Source organism: Planococcus sp. TJ-201, assembly GCF_058268495.1.
In genome coordinates, this window is sequence record NZ_JBZDOG010000001.1 from 381,865 (window position 1) to 400,932 (window position 19,068).

The 19,068-nt window shown below is 44.4% G+C and carries 14 protein-coding genes; all 14 read right to left on the minus strand.

Going from position 1 to position 19,068, the window contains the following annotated elements:
* The 14 genes from AC4EG4_RS02180 to pnp all read right to left on the minus strand — a co-directional run bounded on the left by AC4EG4_RS02180 (position 1) and on the right by pnp (position 18,997).
* Positions 1-801, minus strand: coding sequence for a YmfK family protein (locus tag AC4EG4_RS02180; protein ID WP_490977973.1), 801 nt, complete (start codon positions 799-801; stop codon positions 1-3).
* A 105-nt stretch (positions 802-906) separates the two neighbouring features.
* Positions 907-1,626, minus strand: coding sequence for an elongation factor P 5-aminopentanone reductase (gene ymfI, locus AC4EG4_RS02185; RefSeq protein ID WP_490977972.1), 720 nt, complete (start codon positions 1,624-1,626; stop codon positions 907-909).
* On the minus strand, positions 1,623-2,924 hold the full coding sequence (yfmH, locus tag AC4EG4_RS02190) for an EF-P 5-aminopentanol modification-associated protein YfmH (protein ID WP_490977971.1): 1,302 nt from the start codon (positions 2,922-2,924) through the stop codon (positions 1,623-1,625). Before yfmH ends, ymfI begins: the two co-directional genes overlap by 4 nt.
* Positions 2,917-4,191 (minus strand): EF-P 5-aminopentanol modification-associated protein YfmF, encoded by a 1,275-nt coding sequence (gene yfmF, locus AC4EG4_RS02195; protein WP_490986832.1) that lies wholly within the window; start codon positions 4,189-4,191, stop codon positions 2,917-2,919. Before yfmF ends, yfmH begins: the two co-directional genes overlap by 8 nt.
* A gap of 299 nt (positions 4,192-4,490) precedes the next feature.
* Positions 4,491-5,450, minus strand: a complete 960-nt coding sequence (locus AC4EG4_RS02200) for an ABC transporter permease (RefSeq protein WP_490977969.1) — start codon at positions 5,448-5,450, stop codon at positions 4,491-4,493.
* A 1-nt stretch (position 5,451) separates the two neighbouring features.
* Positions 5,452-6,501: an ABC transporter permease gene (locus tag AC4EG4_RS02205; RefSeq protein WP_490977968.1), complete on the minus strand. Its 1,050-nt coding sequence runs from the start codon at positions 6,499-6,501 to the stop codon at positions 5,452-5,454.
* A complete protein-coding gene (locus tag AC4EG4_RS02210; protein ID WP_490977967.1) occupies positions 6,491-8,050 on the minus strand; it encodes an ABC transporter ATP-binding protein in 1,560 nt (519 codons plus the stop codon). The genes AC4EG4_RS02205 and AC4EG4_RS02210 overlap by 11 nt, the downstream gene beginning before the upstream one ends.
* A 174-nt stretch (positions 8,051-8,224) precedes the next feature.
* Complete coding sequence (locus tag AC4EG4_RS02215; protein WP_490986833.1) at positions 8,225-9,301, minus strand: BMP family lipoprotein; 1,077 nt, start codon at positions 9,299-9,301, stop codon at positions 8,225-8,227.
* 46 nt (positions 9,302-9,347) lie between these two features.
* Positions 9,348-10,076, minus strand: a complete 729-nt coding sequence (locus AC4EG4_RS02220) for a GntR family transcriptional regulator (protein WP_490986834.1) — start codon at positions 10,074-10,076, stop codon at positions 9,348-9,350.
* Positions 10,077-10,251: 175 nt separating this feature from the next.
* Positions 10,252-12,600, minus strand: a complete 2,349-nt coding sequence (locus tag AC4EG4_RS02225; RefSeq protein WP_490987175.1) for an FtsK/SpoIIIE family DNA translocase — start codon at positions 12,598-12,600, stop codon at positions 10,252-10,254.
* 79 nt (positions 12,601-12,679) lie between these two features.
* Complete coding sequence (locus tag AC4EG4_RS02230) at positions 12,680-14,347, minus strand: ribonuclease J (protein ID WP_490977963.1); 1,668 nt, start codon at positions 14,345-14,347, stop codon at positions 12,680-12,682.
* 128 nt (positions 14,348-14,475) lie between these two features.
* Positions 14,476-15,513, minus strand: a complete 1,038-nt coding sequence (locus AC4EG4_RS02235; protein WP_490987176.1) for an aspartate-semialdehyde dehydrogenase — start codon at positions 15,511-15,513, stop codon at positions 14,476-14,478.
* 80 nt (positions 15,514-15,593) lie between these two features.
* The gene (locus AC4EG4_RS02240) at positions 15,594-16,820 is read right to left on the minus strand and encodes a M16 family metallopeptidase (RefSeq protein WP_490977962.1); all 1,227 of its coding nucleotides are present in this window, start codon (positions 16,818-16,820) and stop codon (positions 15,594-15,596) included.
* A 59-nt stretch (positions 16,821-16,879) separates the two neighbouring features.
* Positions 16,880-18,997, minus strand: coding sequence for a polyribonucleotide nucleotidyltransferase (gene pnp / locus AC4EG4_RS02245; protein ID WP_490977961.1), 2,118 nt, complete (start codon positions 18,995-18,997; stop codon positions 16,880-16,882).
* Positions 18,998-19,068: the final 71 nt, after the last annotated feature.

A 19,068-nucleotide genomic window follows, 5' to 3' on the forward strand; every position in this document is an offset into this window, starting at 1 on the left:
TTAGAAGTTGAATCCGTCCCCAAACATATCCCCTTGTGATTTTTCGTCCATAAAGGTATTTTTCTCCAACACTTCATAGGTTATTTTTTCATCTGGATGATGGCGCAGTTCAATAATATAATCAAAATCGTCGATGCTGTATTCGGACTGTTCAACAAATTTATCCGGATGCTCGACTACTTTAATCGTTGGCATCCGCATCATTTCACGTACCAGCTGCATATGGCGTTCATCCGCAGATCGGCGCGTGACAATACCATCCAGAATAAAGATATTGTTCGCATTGTGCTCATCGCCCATCAACTGATTGCGTACTGTTTGCTTAATCATAGTGGAAGACAGGAAAATCCATTTTTTATTGGCGCTGACACTGGCAGCCACGATCGACTCGGTTTTTCCGACTCGGGGCATTCCTCTCAGGCCGACCAGTTTATGGCCTTCCTGTTTGAAAATTTCGGCCATGAAATCGACCAACAGCCCCAACTCATCGCGCACAAACCGGAACGTTTTGCGGTCATCAGCATCCCGTTGAATATATCGGCCGTGCCGCACTGCCAATATATCCCGTAGCTTGGGTTCACGGAACTTTGTCACAGCAATGGTTTCAATGGTCGACAAAATCTGTTCGAAACGCTCCAACTGGACATCGTGTTCTGCCCGCAGCAGCATGCCGCGACGGCCCTGGTCCACCCCATTGATCGTCACAATATTGACGCGCAGCATCCCTAAAAGAGAAGCAATATCGCCAAGCAGACCTGGACGGTTCACTTGAATTTCGTATTCAAAATACCATTCTTTCATGCCATACCCGACCTTTCTCCAAAGAGATCTATAGTTCATATAATAGCTGATTTGCCTCAACAGGAAAAGGGGCATTTAGTTACATGAAAGAGCAACTGAACAACATTACATCAGCCATCCACCGTTAATGCGCAGCGTTTGCCCCGTCATATAATCCGCTTTGCCGCTGACAAGATAATCGACAGCATTAGCCACGTCCTGAGGCGAACCGAGACCGAGTGGAATCTCTTCTTCAATCTCCCCAAGTTCTTCTGCCGTAAAGGTGGCATTCATTTTTGTTTGGATAAATCCAGGTGCAACCGCATTAACACGCGTTCCAGAAGGAGCCATTTCTTTGGCATAGGCTTTCACAAACGCCAGCTGCGAACCTTTGACAGCTGAATACATGGTTTCCATGGAAGCCCCTGTCTCTCCCCAAATAGAAGAAATAAAGACCACATACGATTTGTCATGGCGGCGGAAAAATGGAGAAATCAGCTGTATGACCGAAATCGGATTTTTCACATGAACCCGCCACAATGCCTCCATGTCTTCATCTGTCGTGTCAATCAGCATTTTCACTAATGATTGGCCGCTTGCCACAATAACGCAACTGGCATCATAAATGTTTTTTGCCAGTTGTTGGGCTCCATCTGCATCCCTAAAATCGGCCTGGACAGAAATGAATTCCTGTCCAGTATATTTCTCAGCCAATTGCTGGGCCAACACATCTGTCGGCCGGCTGTTCCCGTGCAAGTACAGCGACCAGCCACTTTCTGCCAACTGGAGCGCAATGCTTTCGCCAATTTCGCCAGATGCTCCTAACAGGACCGCAAACCGTTTCACTGTTCGTCCTTTTTTGCCGGCATGATGGTGAAGACCGAATGCTGAGATTCATGGCTGACCAAAGCAAAAGCATTTTGAAGGTCTGAAACTTCCAAGCTTTCCAGTACCGGAACCACATCGAACAAGTTCATTTCATTGAATGCATAATGCGTAAATTGGTTGGCAATGTATTCTGGTGAATTCAATGCTCTCAGGAAAAAACCGATTTTTTTGCGACGCACGCGGTCAAGATCTTCTTGACCGAAAGGCCATTTTTCCACAGCGTTCTTCAATGTGTGTTTGATTTCCTTAATCAGGATGTCCGGCTTGTGCGTATCAGAGCCGATCAAGGCATAGCCAAATCCATTTTCCAATGAATAGTCAAACGAATACGATTCGTCGATCCAATCGTTTTCATAGGCATGGTGATAAAAATCAGAAGTCCGTCCGAACAACAATTCATAAGCCAATTGAGCAGCCAGTTCATGCTTCAGCATATCAGGTCCAATCAGATCCAATTTTTCTGGTTTGATGCCGAAAAAGACTTTTGGTTTTTGTACGCTCATTTCCAATACGCGTTCCTTAATGGCCACTTCTTTCGGTTCTTCCGGATAAATGCGCTTGATTTCTGTCGGTTCCGCAAAAGTTCGCTGCGCCTGGTCTTCTTTCACCAACTTCATCATTTGTTCGGGATCGACATTGCCGACTACGAACAAAACCATGTTTGAGGGATGGTAAAAAGTGTTGTAGCACGTATACAAATGCTCTGCCGTAATATCTTGAATCGATTCTACCGTCCCAGCAATATCAATTTTTACGGGATGGTTTTCGTAAAGGTTCTCAATGATCCCAAAATACAGGCGCCAATCCGGCTGGTCGTCGTACATGGTAATTTCCTGCGCAATGATGCCTTTTTCTTTTTCAACGGTTTTTTCGGTAAAATAAGGCGTTTGGACGAAGTTCAATAAAGTTTTAACGTTTGCATCGATTTCACCGGTTGCCGAAAAAAGATAGGCAGTTCGTGTGAATGAAGTAAAGGCATTTGCTGAAGCACCTTGCTTGCTGAACTCCTGAAAAACGTCCCCTTCTTCTTTTTCGAACATTTTGTGCTCCAGAAAATGAGCAATGCCATCCGGTACTTTAATGGGTTCTGTTCCACCCTGTGGCACAAAATGATTGTCGATTGAACCGTATTTGGTCGTGAACGTAGCAAAGGTTTTAGAAAATCCTTTTTTAGGAAGAATGTACACATTCAAGCCATTGTCCAGTTTTTCGTGAAAAAGTGTTTCTTCTAATTGATCAAATTCAACTTTATGCATTCTGTTCATCCTCCTTGCCTGATAAGAAGTATGTCATTTCCAACGAAAGATGCTGGGCTACAGCAGCAATGTCTTTTTTTGTCACATTCTTCCATCTGTTAATCATAAATTCTGGTTCAAATCGATCCGTTAACTCCATGTATTGATCGTAAATCTCAATTTGGCCGCGAGCCGAATCGAGCCCTTCTTTTAATTGATTGATCAATAAAGCTTTTGTTTGATCCAATTCCACATCCGAAATATTGCCTTTTTTGACTTCTTCCAATTGCTCGAGAACCAACTTCACCGCTTTTTCTTCCAGCTTTGAATCAATGCCGGCCAATACAAACATCAAACCGAATTGTGAAGAAAAAGAACTCGATACATAATAAGCCATACTCTCTTTTTCGCGTATGTTCACAAACAATTTGGAATGCGCGTAACCGCCAAAAACGCCATTCATGAGCTGCATGACTGGAAATTTCTCATCACGGAATGTGATTGGCGTAAAGAATGCCATGTGAAGCTTGCCTTGTTTCATGTCTTCGTATTCCAACACGCGTGACTGCTCAGGCTTGACCAATTCCAATGGCGGCACTTCAACTGCGCTTTCACGATCTTTAAAATGGAAGAATTCACGAATATGCGAAGCAATCATTTCGGGCTTCACATCGCCTACTGCGTAAATTTCAATTTCGTTTTCAGCGACCATTTCTTTGTATTCCGCAACCAGCTGTTCGTTGGTAACGTTCTCCACATCTTGGATCGTCCCATTAGACGTGATCGATGCCGGATGATTCGGCAATGCCAATTCCATCATCCGCTGCTGTGCATAGCGTGTTTTTTCATCGAATACAGATTCAATTCGCTGCACAATGGCATTTTTTTCGCGCAGGAAAATAGACTCTTTGAAAAGTCCGTGCTCAAAGTTGGGCTTAAACAAGACAATGTACATCAAGTTTAATACTTTTTCGAGAACGCCTTTTTCAGATAGATACTGATCGTTGACCGTTTCAACATTCAAGGTCACCACATGTTCGTTGCCGCGTTTTGAAGAATCTATGTAAAGAGATGTTCCGTAAAGATCGTCCAACACCATGCGAAGTGCCGTATGGGAAGGATAGACCTCGTTGCTGTGCTGCAGCACATTTGCCAAAATTGACCGGGCAGATGCTTTTTCATTGGTCAGTTTATCTTTGAACTTGATCGAAAAATTTATAGTTTTAAATTGTGTTGTCTCATTGACGTGCACATTAACGCCTTTAGCAATGTTAATTGTTTCAAACATTTGAAATCCCCTCTCGTCGTTCATGTTCTAACTATACCGAACCTTTTCCGTTAATTGCAAATAAAGAAAAGCGGAGGTGCCCGTTTTAGTCCCGACAAGCGCTGGAGGACTTGCAGGTAATGGCGCTTTTTGCCATTATCAGCAAGTCCGAAGCGACCTCGAGGGACTGGGCACCGAAGCTGGACAGCAAGAAAAGCGAAAGCGGCTAAATACCGAAGCTAACCTAAGAGCGCGACGTCCTGCCGTAACTGCCCTAGAAAATGAAAAGAGCCGTCGCTGTGACGGCTCTTTCGTATAGCTTATCGTTGTCCTTTAATATATGGTTTTCCGTTTGCCAACGGTGCATTGGCACGGCCGATAAATCCGGCAAGTGCAAAGATCGTCAATACATACGGCAGTATTAATAGGAAGACGTTCGGAATTTCTTGGATGATTGGAATCGAGGACCCGACAATACTCAAAGATTGTGCAAATCCGAAGAACAAAGCAGCTCCCATAGCGCCTAGTGGATGCCATTTCCCAAAAATCATCGCTGCCAGTGCCATAAAGCCCTGGCCATTGATCGTAGCATGACCGAAGTCATTAGTAATGGTTTGTGCATAAATCGCACCACCAATTCCCGCTAACGCCCCTGAAATCATAACGGCAACATAGCGCATTCTTGCAACGTTGACACCCATTGTATCAGCAGCCATTGGGTGTTCCCCAACAGCCCGCAGGCGCAGGCCAAACGGCGTCTTATAAATAACAAACCATGCCACGAAGGCAACGGCAATCGCAAAGAACGACGTATTGTAAACAGATGTAAAGAATAACGGTCCAATTACTGGAATGTCCGATAAAAATGGAACATTGTAGCGAGCAAAACGCTCTGTGATAAAGTCTGTCTGCCCTTTATCAAAAATCCGTTTTACCAAATAGAGAGACAATGCAACAGCCAACAAGTTGATGGCAACCCCTGATACAACTTGATCCGCACGGAACGAGATAGACGCAACCGCATGCAGTAAGGACAACAGCAATGCAGCTACCATCGCTGCGATCAAGGAAATCCAAGGTGTCGCTGCACCAAATGTATCAGCATACAATAAGTTGAACAAGATCCCAACAAATGCACCAATGACCATCAGTCCTTCAAGACCAATGTTGACGACCCCGGATTTTTCCGAGAACACGCCGCCAATTGCGACTAAAATAAGCGGTGCTGCATAGAAAATTGCCGAAGGAACGATGAAGTATAGAACGTCAAGGAAACTCATGTTACTTCGCCTCCTTCTTCTTAGCTGACGCACGGAGCAGCAGCAAGCGAATGATGTAGCCCGAAGCTACAAAAAAGATGATAACTGCGATAACGATTTCAACAATTTCAATCGGAATGCCCGCAGCATTCGGCATATTCAATGCCCCATATTTTAAGGAACCGAACAGCGTAGCACCAAAGATGACACCAAGCGGCGTATTCATCCCAAGCAAGGCAACGGCGATTCCATCAAATCCAATACCCGTAAAGCCGCCTTTGGACGATACGTATTCAAACGTCCCAAGTGCTTCCATTGCTCCAGCCAATCCGGCAAAAGCACCCGAGATGACCATTGCCAAAATGATATTTTTGTTAACATTCATGCCTGAGTATTGAGAAGCGTTTTTATTAAAGCCAACAGCTTTCAGCTCAAAGCCGAGTGTTGTTTTCTCAAGGATAAACCACATGACACCGACCATAATCAAAGCGAGGACAATGCCAAGATGCAGCCTTGAAAATTCCGTCAGGTTTTCGAGAAACTCTGAACGCAGAGATGCACTGGCAAAAATGCTTTCTGTCCGATCTCCCCCGTCAGAAACTGTACGGATCAAAGCGTTTGTTACGTGCAATGCGATATAGTTCATCATGATCGTTACAATTACTTCATGGACATGGAACTTCGCTTTTAAGAGGCCCGGTACAAAGCCCCATAATGCGCCAGCCACCGCTGCCGCTATGATAGCCAACGGCAAATGAATGATTTTTGGCAATTCCACAGCGACCCCTACATAAGCTGCAGCAAACCAGCCAACAATCAATTGACCTTCCACACCGATATTGAAAAGTCCTGAGCGAAACGCAAAAGCGACCGCAAGACCGGCCAATAAATAAGGTGTGATTTGGCGGATTGTTTCACCGATTGTATACATATCTCCGAAAATACCGTTCCAAAGAGCAGCATAGCCTTCCAGTGGGCTATAGCCACTGACCAGCATGATCACCGCACCTACCAACAGTCCCAAAATAACAGAGATGATCGGGACCAGGAGATTGGTCATTCTATTCGACATGCTGATCCTCACCTTTCTTCGTCAAATCCTGGGTTTTCTTGTGGCTGGTATGACCGGCCATCAATAATCCTAATTCCTGCTCGCTCGTGCTTTCCGGTGTCACGATGTCGACAATTTCCCCATCGTGAATAACGGCAATGCGGTCTGAGACATTCATCACTTCATCCAGCTCAAAAGAAATCAGCAAAACTGCTTTGCCGTTGTCGCGCTGTTCAATTAACCGGCTATGAATAAACTCTATCGCGCCAACATCCAAACCACGAGTTGGCAGAGCCGCGATCAATAGATCTGGATTGCGGTCCACTTCACGGCCAATGATGGCCTTTTGCTGATTTCCTCCAGATAACGATCGGGCCAGCTCAGCCGGGCCTTGTGTCCGAACATCAAAATCTTTAATGATTTGAAGTGCTTTGTCATTAATTTTGTTGTAATCAATAATGCCTGATTTGGAAATCGGCTTTGTGTAATATGTCTGAAGCGAAATGTTATGTCCAATTGGGAAATCCAATACCAACCCGTGCTTGTGTCGATCCTGAGGAATGTGTCCAACTCCAGATTCCGTAACTTTTCTTGGCTTCATATTGGTAACATCTTTGCCATTAATGAAGATAGTCCCACTCTTCACTTTCCGAAGACCTGTAATGGCTTCGATCAATTCAGACTGGCCATTTCCATCGATTCCCGCAATTCCGACAATTTCACCTTTGCGGACATTCAAATTCAAGCTTTTTACTTTCTCTACTCCACGATAATCCTGGACTACCAAATCTTTGATATCCAAAATTTCTTCTCCAGGGAATGCCTGGCCTTTAACGGTGGTGAATTCTACCTGTCGCCCAACCATCAAGGAAGCCAAATCATTTGGATTGGTTTCGGCCGTAATGACTGTGCCGATTCCCTGGCCTTTGCGGATAACAGTTACACGGTCGGAAACGTCCATAATCTCTTTTAATTTGTGTGTGATCAAAATAATGGACTTGCCTTCAGCAATCAATCGTTTCATGATTTGAACCAATTCCGTGATTTCCTGCGGCGTCAAGGAAGCGGTCGGCTCATCAAAAATCAAAATCTCAGCACCGCGGTACAAGGTTTTCAATATTTCCACACGCTGCTGCATACCAACAGATATGTCCTCGATGATTGCATAAGGATCGACATTCAAGCCGTATTGCTCAGAAAGAGCTTGAACTTTTTTTGCCGCATCTTTTTTATTGGTAATGCCGTATTTGGTTGGCTCACTTCCTAAAATGATGTTTTCGGTAACAGAAAAATTTTCAACCAGCATAAAATGCTGGTGAACCATTCCAATGCCGAGATCGTTGGCAATGTTTGGATTGGCAATGTCGACTTTTTTTCCTCGAACACGAATTTCTCCGCCTTCCGGTTGGTACAAACCGAACAGGACGTTCATCAAAGTTGATTTACCGGCTCCGTTTTCCCCTAACAATGCGTGAATTTCCCCTTTTTGCAGCTGCAGCGTAATATTGTCATTGGCGACAAAGGTACCGAACTCTTTGCGGATATTCAGCATTTCGATTACATACTCCACTGTTGTCACTCCCCCGAAACTACTATCTTGTTGGAACTAAATTAATTAATTAATACAGGAAAGGCTTCCGTTTCCAGAAACCTTTCATCTATTAATCTTCAACTTTTATAGGCAAAAAAAATCATAAAGACCGGTTGGACCGGTCTTTATGATGACCGTGCTGCTAATTCATTTTTACTGTAAAGTATCTGGAACTACGATGTCGCCATCGATCACTTGTTGCTGGTAATCTTCAATCTGTGTCATTACATCTTCAGGAATTGCTCCACGTGAATCTGCAAGGCCAACACCTTCATCGGACAAACCATAAGTGATTGTTTCGCCGCCTGGGAATTCCCCAGCCATTGCCTGCTCTGAAATATTAATTACAGCCGAATCAACACGTTTCAATACTGAAGTCAATGTTACGTTAGCATCGCCAGTTTGGCCTTCATCGTATTGGTCAGCATCTACGCCGATAACCCAAACGTTTGCTTCTGGATCTGCTTCTTTACGTTCTTTTGCTTCAGTGAATACGCCGTTTCCTGTACCACCAGCAGCATGGAAAATAATATCAGCTCCTGCAGAGTACATACGGTTCGCAGTTGTTTTACCCAATTCCGCTTTATCAAAAGCCCCTGTGTATTGTACATCGACTTCAATCGCATCGTTAACAGTTGCAACACCTTCAAGGAATCCTGCTTCAAAACGCTCGATTACTGGAATTTCCATCCCGCCAACAAATCCGATTTTATCCGTTTCTGTCATTAGAGCTGCTGCAACACCCGCAAGGAATGCTCCTTCTTGCTCTTTGAACAAAACACTCGCAACGTTTGGAGCATCTACTACTGCATCAATGATTGCGATTTGAGCTTCAGGCTGTTGTTCAGCAATTTCAGCTACAGCGCCTTCCATCAAGAAACCAATGCCATAAACGACATCAAAGTCACGACGGATCAAGTTGTTCAAGTTGGTGTTGTAATCCGCATCTGATGCAGATTGAAGGTAATCAAAGCCGCCATCGCCTTTTTCAAGGCCATTTTCTTCACCAAATTGCTGGATGCCTTCCCAAGCAGATTGGTTGAAGGATTTATCATCCACACCGCCAACATCTGTAACCATGGCAACTGAGAAATCAGCAGCTTCTTCTGTGCCTTCTTCTCCTCCGCCAGTTTCACCAGTTGACGTATCTTCTTCGCTTCCGCAAGCAGCAAGCATTGTACCAGCAGCAAGCATTAATGATAAACCTAGACCAAATTTACGTTTTGTCAATGTAATAACCCCCAAGGTTTTTTGATATTAGCAGGAATTTGATGTTTTACACGCGTTTGCGAACCACATGAAAGCTGAACTTGTCAGCTCTGAAATAATTCTTTGAATAAAGCACCAAGCGATCGTCTTCATCGTAATGGAGCTGTTTTAATACTAGTAATGCTGTTTCCGGTTCACATTCCAGGATTGGCGAAACTTCTTCATGATACCCGGTCGGATCGATAAATGTCACCGCATAGGATATATGAATATCTCCCGATTCTTCAATCGCTGTAAAAATGGAACTTTCGGTGCGTCCTAAAAAATCTGCAGGCAAATAAGTCGAAGGCACCTTGTCGATGCAATAAACGACAGGTTCTCCGTTCGCCGTACGGACACGTTCAATAGTAATAATAGTATCATCGCCAGTGCAATGAAAGCGTTTTATATCCTCTTCAGAGGAAAGGCTTTCCGAAGTGCTCAAGTAAATGGCACCCGGTTCCATTCCCGCCTGACGGATCATGTCAGAAACACTAGTCAATTGTTCAATGCCTGACGAAAATAATGGCTTTGAATTGACAAAAGTTCCGACTCCGTGACGTCTGACGATAATATTATCTTCTTCCAACAGCCGAAGCGCTTCTCGTAAAGTCGCACGGCTGACTCCCAGTGTTTTCGATAGCTCGAATTCGGACGGCAACTTCTCTTTTTCTTTGTAGACGCCCGCCGCAATATCCTGTTTCATTCGATCGATCACTTGAAGATACAAAGCGCGATGATCCGATTTAATTGTCATACGATTCACCACCCATGACAGAGATCAGACATCTGATGTAAAACATTCCTACTAATCAAAATTACTATACCACTTATTAGAAATGAAATAAATAGTAATTTGTCGAATTTAGCGAATTTTCGCTTTGGCATCTTAAAAACGTTTAATTACTTTGTCATAAAGAATCTCCAAAAGTTCAGTATTCTTCCTGCTTTGGAACTAATACAGTCCGTGGCTTACTGCCTTCATAAGGCCCGACCACTCCTCGCTGCTCCATTTGATCAATGATCCGGGCAGCGCGCGAATAGCCAACACGGAACCTGCGCTGCAGCATGGAAACGGATGCCGTCTGCATTTCGGTGACAAGCTGTACGGCTTCATCGTAGATTTCGTCTGTTTCTTCATCAATTTTCGACTCATCAATTTCAGTCGGAATCATGTCTTCTTGGTATTGTGCTTTTTGCTGTTCAATAACAAAGTCGACAATTTTTTCGACTTCCGAATCGGAAAGAAACGCGCCTTGGACACGAACCGGCTTTGATTGGCCAGCTCCGAGGAACAACATATCTCCACGGCCCAGTAATTTTTCGGCACCGCCCATATCCAGGATCGTCCGTGAATCAATAGAGGATGATACAGCAAAGGCGATACGGGATGGAATGTTTGCTTTAATAACACCTGTGATGACGTTAACACTTGGACGTTGCGTAGCAATGATCAAATGTATGCCTGCTGCACGCGCCATTTGAGCCAAACGCGTGATGGCATCTTCCACTTCGTTTGAAGCCACCATCATCAAATCCGCCAACTCATCGACAATGACTACGATAAACGGCAATTTGGGATGCTTGTCTTCATTTTCTTCGTTGAAAATACGAACGTACTCGTTATAGCCTTCGATATTGCGCGTACCGGTATGCGAAAAGAGTTCGTATCTTCTTTCCATTTCTGAAACGATTTTTTTCAGTGCTTGTGCCGCTTTGCGCGGATCTGTTACAACCGGTGCCAATAGATGCGGAATGCCGTTGTAGACGTTCAGTTCCACCATTTTTGGATCAATCATCATCATTTTCACTTCATGCGGTTTTGCGCGCATGATAATGCTCGTGATAATGCCATTGATGCACACCGATTTTCCGCTTCCAGTGGAACCAGCAACCAGTAAATGCGGCATTTTGTTTAACTCTGTCATTACCGCTTGGCCAGTCACGTCTCGGCCTAGAGCAAATAACAGCTTAGCATCCGGACGATTGTTTTCTTCCGATTCCAGCACTTCGCGCAGACTGACGATTGATACTTCCGAGTTTGGCACTTCGATGCCAATAGCAGATTTCCCAGGAATCGGCGCTTCGATACGGATATCGCGAGCCGCTAATGCCAATGCCAAATCGTCGTGCAAGCTGACAATTTTGCTTACTTTCACACCGGTGTCCGGCAATACTTCGTATTTTGTGACCGCTGGACCCAGATGGACTTGGGTCACTTTAGCACGAACACCAAAGCTTTGGAACGTTTTTTCAAGTTTTTTAGCATTTTTCTGGATGCCGGAATACTCGCCGCTTTGGTCATGATGCGGCGGCAAGGTCAATAGGCTGAGCGGCGGCAGCTGGTATTCTTCATTTTCCAGCTCTTCTGCAGTCGACAGCAATTGGAGTTCTCCAGTTTCTGGCTCTATGGTTGCTTCTGGCGCAGGTGCTGGCGGAGTTTCCGTTTTTTTGGGTTTAACGTTTTCAGTAAATGCTGAAATGATCGGTTCTTCCTGCTTCGGACGGTACAAGAGGTCTTCTTCCTCTTCTTCTTCCTCATAAGCTAAAGATTCGTTAATTTCCAACACTTGCTCCGGCTCCGACTTTTTGCGGGGAGCCCGTAATTTCTTCGGCTTGTCCCGCTGGAAGCGGCTTACGAACTCATCAATTGCTGGGCGGGCACTTGGAATCTTTTCAGCAATAAAAGGTGCAGCTGCTTTTCCTGTTAAAATAATTGCGCCAATCGATAGCAGAATGATCGCCACCACCCACGTGCCTGCAGTATCAAACAGCACATGCAACATTGCGTATAACAAAGCACCGATGATTCCGCCTCCAGTAGCCAAATAACTGTTCCAAATCGTTCCAGTCATTTGTGTATTGCGGATGGTTTCGGACACAACGTTGCCTGATGTAATTGGCAATATAGTGCCTGCAGCCCAGATTAGGTGACAAATCAGCAGAATGCCAATCAGAACAAATGCCGATCCTACTGCTATTTTCACCCTTGGCTTCGGCCATGAGCGCTTAACCATTACGTAGACAGCGACGTAAACAAGTGCCACCGGAATAAGGAAAGCCATATAGCCCGCCATAAATTCCGCCATGTTGAAGAACATTTTGCCGATTACTCCTAATTGGAACACCATCAATACGGATATTCCCAGCAGCACCAAGCCGATCATTTCATAAGCGATCATTGGCATCGGCTGCCGTTTTTTGTTTCTTGGCTTTGCTTTTGGTTTAGCTTTCGGTCTAGTTTTGGGTTTTGCTTTTGTGGTTGTTCGAGCCCTGGTCATCGCCATTCCTCATTTCCTCCATAATCGAAAAAGGATTTCCTCCGAATGACTCGGTATGGAAATCCTTTTTCTTTTTCTCTTAGTATTCCATAATAATCGGGATAATCATTGGACGGCGTTTTGTCTGCTGGAACAGGTATGAATTCAATGTATCGCGAATTTCCTGTTTGATGTTGTTCCATTCAAACGCGTCTCTTGTGACGTATTTTTCAACGACTTTACGGACAAGTCTTGTCGATTCGTCCATCAGTTCTTCTGACTCACGGACATAGACAAACCCACGTGAAATCATTTCCGGACCGGAAGCAATCTTCTTCTCTTTGCGGTTTAATGTTACCACAACGATAAAAATTCCGTCTTGTGACAGCAATTTGCGGTCACGCAGAACGATATTTCCAACATCACCGATGCCAATGCCATCAATCAATACATTGCCAGCAGGAACACGGCCGCTCATGCGCACTTTGCCGCCTTTGTATTCCACGATATCGCCTTTATCGGCTATAAAGATTTCAGACTTGTGCAGTCCTACTTGCTGTGCCAATTTAGAGTGGGCAATCAGCATTTTGTATTCACCCTGGATGGGAATGAAATACTTGGGTTTCATCATATTCAACATCATTTTTAAGTCTTCCTGGCTGCCGTGTCCAGATACGTGGACTTTTTTGCTGGCAGTCAAAACGTTTGCACCGGCTTTTGCCAGTTTGTTCATTGTTTGGAACATAGGAACTTCCATACCGGGTGATGGTGTGAATGTAATTAATATGGTATCAGTTTCTTTAATTTTAACATCTTTGTGCTGTTTGCGGACCATTTTGTCCAATGCTTCCAGCGGCTCTCCCTGGTTGCCGGTGACGATAATAACCACTTCGTCATCGCGGTAGTTTTCTAAGTCTTTCAAGGAAATGACAGTATCTTCATGGACCGTCAAATAACCAAGACGCAAGCCCACTTCGTAGCTGCTTTCCAAGCTTCTGCCTGCTACAGCAACTTTTTTGCCCGTCGCTGCTGCAATATCAAATACTTGCTGGATGCGGATAAAGTTTGATGAATACAGCGATACTAGTACCCGGCCTTCTGCAGCGAGAAATGCTGACAAAATATGATCAGCAACGACAATTTCAGAAGTTGTATAGCCTGGGCGTTCCGCTTCAGTGGAGTCCGACAACAACATAAGAACGCCGTCTTCCCCTAATTTCGCCATTTTGGCAATATCCGGTCGGTAGCTGCCTTTAGCTGATTGATCGAATTTAAATTCGCCCGTGTGCACAATGGCGCCTTCTGATGTGTGGAAGACAATGCCAAGTGCGTCAGGAATGCTGTGTGTCGTATGGAAAAACGTCACATGCGTTTTATCAAAGTTCATGCGGCTTTTGTTGGTTACTTCAAAAAACTTCACATGCTTTAACGAACCTTGTTCTTTAATATGTTCTTTGGCTAATGCAATGGTCAATTTCGATCCATAAACCGGAGCCTGGATTTTCTTCAGCAAATAAGCGATAGAACCGATTGCGTCCTCATGGCCATGCGTCAAGAAAACGCCTTTAACGCGGTCTTTGTTTTCTTCCAAAAAAGTCATGTCGGGAATGACGATGTCAACGCCCAGCATTTCATCTTCTGGGAACATCAATCCGCTGTCCACTACAAACAAATCTTCATCAATTTCAATTACGTACATAGCTTTGCCGATCTCGCCGACGCCGCCCAAAGGGATAACGCGTATTACTTCATTTTTAATTTTACTCAATTTATTTCCTCCTAAAATTCACCCGTACACATCCATAAACTTCATTATACGGGAATCACCTGAAACAGTCCAAAGAAAAAAATAAACCGGCGCAATGGCCGGTTTTGTGAAACGATTGCTGTTGTGACTTAAATGATGTTTTCTTCGATTAACGCTTCTGCAATCTGCACCGAATTCAGTGCAGCACCTTTAACTAAGTTGTCTGAAACGACCCAAAGGTGGAAGCCGTTCGGGTTATCCAAGTCCTGGCGGATGCGTCCGACAAACACCTCGTCCAGCCCTGCAGCCATCAATGGCATTGGGTACACTTGGTTTGCTGGATCGTCCATAAGTTCAACCCCTGGCGCATCGATCATTGCCTGTTTGATTTGTTCGACAGTTGCTGCGCCTTTAAGCTCAACATACACTGATTCTGAATGCCCTGTGACGACAGGCAGCCGCACACATGTAGCTGCGACAGCCAAGGAATCGTCATGCATAATTTTTTTGGTTTCATTGATCATTTTCATTTCTTCAAATGTATAGCCGTTGTCAGTAAACTGATCGATTTGCGGAATGGCATTAAATGCAATCGGGTAATGATGCTCAGCCGATTTAACCGGCAGCATATTTGCTTGCGCCGTTTTGGCGTTGTCAAAATCAGCCGATTGGGCTCTCAGCTCATTAATGGCGTCAATGCCCGCTCCTGAAACGGCTTGATAAGTAGAAACGACAATTTTGGTCATGCCGAACTGTTCTTTCAAGGGCTGCAAGGCACAAACCATCTGAATGGTCGAACAGTTTGGATTGGCGATAATGCCTTTATGTAGAGAGAGATCACTTTTGTTCACTTCAGGCACGACAAGCGGCACTTCTTTGTCCATCCGGAAAGCACTGGTGTTGTCGATAACAATTGCTCCGCGTTTAACAGCTTCTGGTGCAAATTTCTCTGACACGCTGCCGCCAGCGCTGAACAGCGCAATGTCAATGCCTTCAAAGGATTCTGGCTTTGCTTCCTGTACTGTATGTGTATGGCCTTTAAAGCTGATTTCTTTTCCAGCTGAACGGCTCGAAGACAAGAAAACTATATCTTTTACCGGAAAATTTCTTTTTTCCAATTGTTCTTTCATTTGCTGGCCCACTGCTCCGGTGGCACCCATAATCGCTACGTTATATGTTTTCACAATATTCGCTCCTTCAATGATGATTTGAATTATTGTAACATAATTTAGTCTGCTAGAGAAACGAAATCACAAAAGAAGCTCCCTTAAACTAAGAGAGCTTCTTTTGGACGTATAATGGAAATGGCAGGAGAGTTTACCAGGATATCCAGCAAAGATAAAACTTTTTCAAGTGACACAAGATCAATCTGCTCAAGCACTTCTTCGTATGTTTGGTGCTTGCCTAACAGCAATTCATGTCTGCCATTTCGGCTCATGCGGGCACTGGTGCTTTCGAGCCCCAGCATCAAACTGCCTTTCAGCTGTTCTTTCGAGTCAGTGATTTCTTGCTGTGTAATCCCGCCATTTTTCAATTCTTTCAGCAAACTCAAGATTACTTGCTGCATTTCAGCCATTTGCTCATCTGAAGTGCCTCCGTATATCGCCAAAGTTCCATGATCGGAATAAGCCGAATGATAAGAGAAGATTGAATAAGCCAATCCACGCTGTTCTCGAATCTCCTGAAACAGCCTGGAAGACATCGAGCCGCCGATAATATTGTTTAACACAGTAATGTTGTATATATCGGGATCGCTTAACGATAATCCTGGAAATCCAAGGCACAGATGGCCTTGTTCCGTCTCTTTGTTTTTCAACGAATAGCCAGGTGTAAAAACAGGCAACTCGTATTTTTTAGGATCTTCTTTCCTTTCAAAAGCACCGAATAACCTTTCAATCGTCTCCAGCAAAGCAGGTGTAATATTGCCTGCTACCGAAACAACGGTATTAGCCGGTGTGTAATGCCGATCCATGTAATCGCGAATTTTCTCTGGCGTGAAGGTGGCCAGTGTTTCAGCAGTTCCAAGTATCGGAGCACCGATTGAATTTTGCGGATACATGACGCGCCATAGCTGCTCGTGTACGTCGTCATCCGGCATATCTTCGGTCATGCTGATTTCCTCAAGAATTACTTGACGTTCCTTATCGAACTCCACAGGGTCCATTTGCGAATGAAACAGCATATCCGCCAATACAGACACGGCATGTTCAGCGTGGTGGTCCAGCACCTTGGCGTAGTAGCAGGTGTACTCTTTTGACGTATAGGCATTGATGTCTCCGCCAATGCGGTCAAATTCCCGGGCAATTTCTTTTGCTGTGCGCAGATCTGTTCCTTTGAACAGCATATGTTCGATAAAATGCGTAATGCCGTTTTCTTCCGGCAGTTCATCGCGGGAGCCGTTGTTGACAAAAACTCCTACTGCTACCGAATGAAAATGGGGAATATGTTCGGAAACGATGCGCAATCCATTTTTGCAAGTCTTTGTAGTCACCATGTGCATGTTCCTCCTCATAGTAAAAAATTGCCGACAAAGTCGGCAATTTGAATGGTTGATTATTCTTGGTTTTGTTTTTCTGCTGATTCTTTTTGTTCTTTTAATACAATCTTACGTGATAAGTTTACACGTCCCTGGCGGTCAATTTCAATTACTTTGACTTGAAGAACTTGATCCATTTTCAGAACATCTTCCACTTCTTTTGTCCGTTCTTCTTGGATTTCAGAAATGTGGAGGAGGCCATCTTTGCCCGGGAACAATTCTACGAATGCACCAAACTTCTCAATTCGTTTTACTTTGCCTTCGTAGTATTCGCCGACTTTTGCTTCACGCACGATGTTTTCAATCATCGCTTTCGCTTTCGCATTCATTTCTTCGTCAACCGAGGAAATGAAGATGGTGCCGTCTTGTTCTGTATCAATCTTAACGCCTGTTTCATCAATGATTTTGTTGATCACTTTACCGCCAGGTCCGATAACGTCGCGGATCTTGTCAGGGTTGATCTTCACCATGATGATTTTAGGTGCGAACTTAGAAAGAGTGGTTCTTGGTTCAGCAATCGTTGCCAACATCGATTCCAGAATGTGGATACGGCCGATTTGAGCCTGAGCCAATGCTTCTTCCAAAATTTCACGAGAAAGACCATCGATCTTAATGTCCATTTGAAGAGCCGTAATGCCTTTAGCAGTACCCGCCACTTTAAAGTCCATGTCGCCAAGGTAATCTTCCATGCCTTGGATATCAGACAACACGGTATAATTATCGCCTTTTTTAACTAGACCCATCGCGATACCTGCTACTGGAGCTGACAATGGAACACCAGCATCCATCATAGCAAGCGTTGACGCACAGATGCTTGCCTGTGAAGTGGAACCATTTGATTCCAATACTTCTGCTACTAGACGGATCGTGTATGGGAAATCTTTTTCGTTTGGAATGACCGCTTCAAGCGCACGTTCTCCAAGTGCCCCGTGTCCAATTTCGCGGCGGCCAGGTCCACGAAGGAATCCGGTTTCACCGACTGAGAACAATGGGAAGTTGTAATGATGCATAAAGCGTTTGGTATCTTCAATGCCAAGGCCATCGATGATTTGAACATCACCTAAAGCGCCTAGCGTACAAATGCTCATTGCCTGTGTTTGTCCACGTGTGAACAAGCCAGAACCGTGTGTACGGTTTAAAATACCGACTTCAGAAGACAATGGACGGATTTCAGAAGGTCCACGGCCATCCGGACGGATTTTTTCGTCCGTAATCAAACGGCGAACTTCATCTTTGACCATTTTATCAAGAATTTGGCCAGCTTGTTTTTTCACTGCATCGTCCGATTCTTCATATGATGCCATTGCGCGGGCTTTCACTTCATCAATCGCTTCATTGCGCGCTTGTTTTTCATTGATTTGGACAGCCGCATTCAAATCTGCTTCTACCGCTTCTTTAAGTGAGCTTGTCAATTCTGCATCCAATTCATAAAGCTGGATGTCGGTTTTGTCTTTGCCGACTTCTGCAGCAATTTGTTCTTGGAATGCAATCAATTTCTTGATTTCTTCGTGCCCGAACATAATCGCTTCCAAAATGATTTCTTCGGAAACTTCTTTCGCTCCTGCTTCTACCATATTGATGGCCTCTTTTGTACCGGCAACCGTCAAGTTGATCGAACTCTTATCAAGTTGGTCATTTGTCGGGTTGATGATGTATTGTCCATCGATCAAGCCAACGATTACTCCAGCAATTGGACCGCCGAATGGAATATCAGAAATCATCAAGGCCAATGAAGAACCGAACATGGCAGCCATTTCTGATGGGCAATCCTGATCAACTGACATAACCATTGAAATAACTTGTACTTCATTACGGAAGCCATCCGGGAATAATGGACGGATTGGACGGTCAATCAAGCGGCTTGTTAACGTCGCTTTTTCAGAAGGACGTCCTTCACGTTTGATGAATCCGCCTGGAATTTTGCCGACAGCGTAAAGACGCTCTTCGTAGTTAACTGTCAGTGGAAAGAAATCCAGTGGTTTCGGAGTTTTTGAAGCGGTTGCAGTGGAAAGAACTGCTGTATCGCCATAACGGATCAATGCTGCTCCGTTTGCTTGTTTTGCCAATTGGCCGACCTCAACCTGTAATTCACGGCCTGCCCAATCTAATGTGTAAACTTTTTTTGTTTGCTCCATACTATCGAGCTCCTCTCTATTACCTTGTTTCTTTATATTATATGTATCCATTAGTAGTGTATCAAAAATGC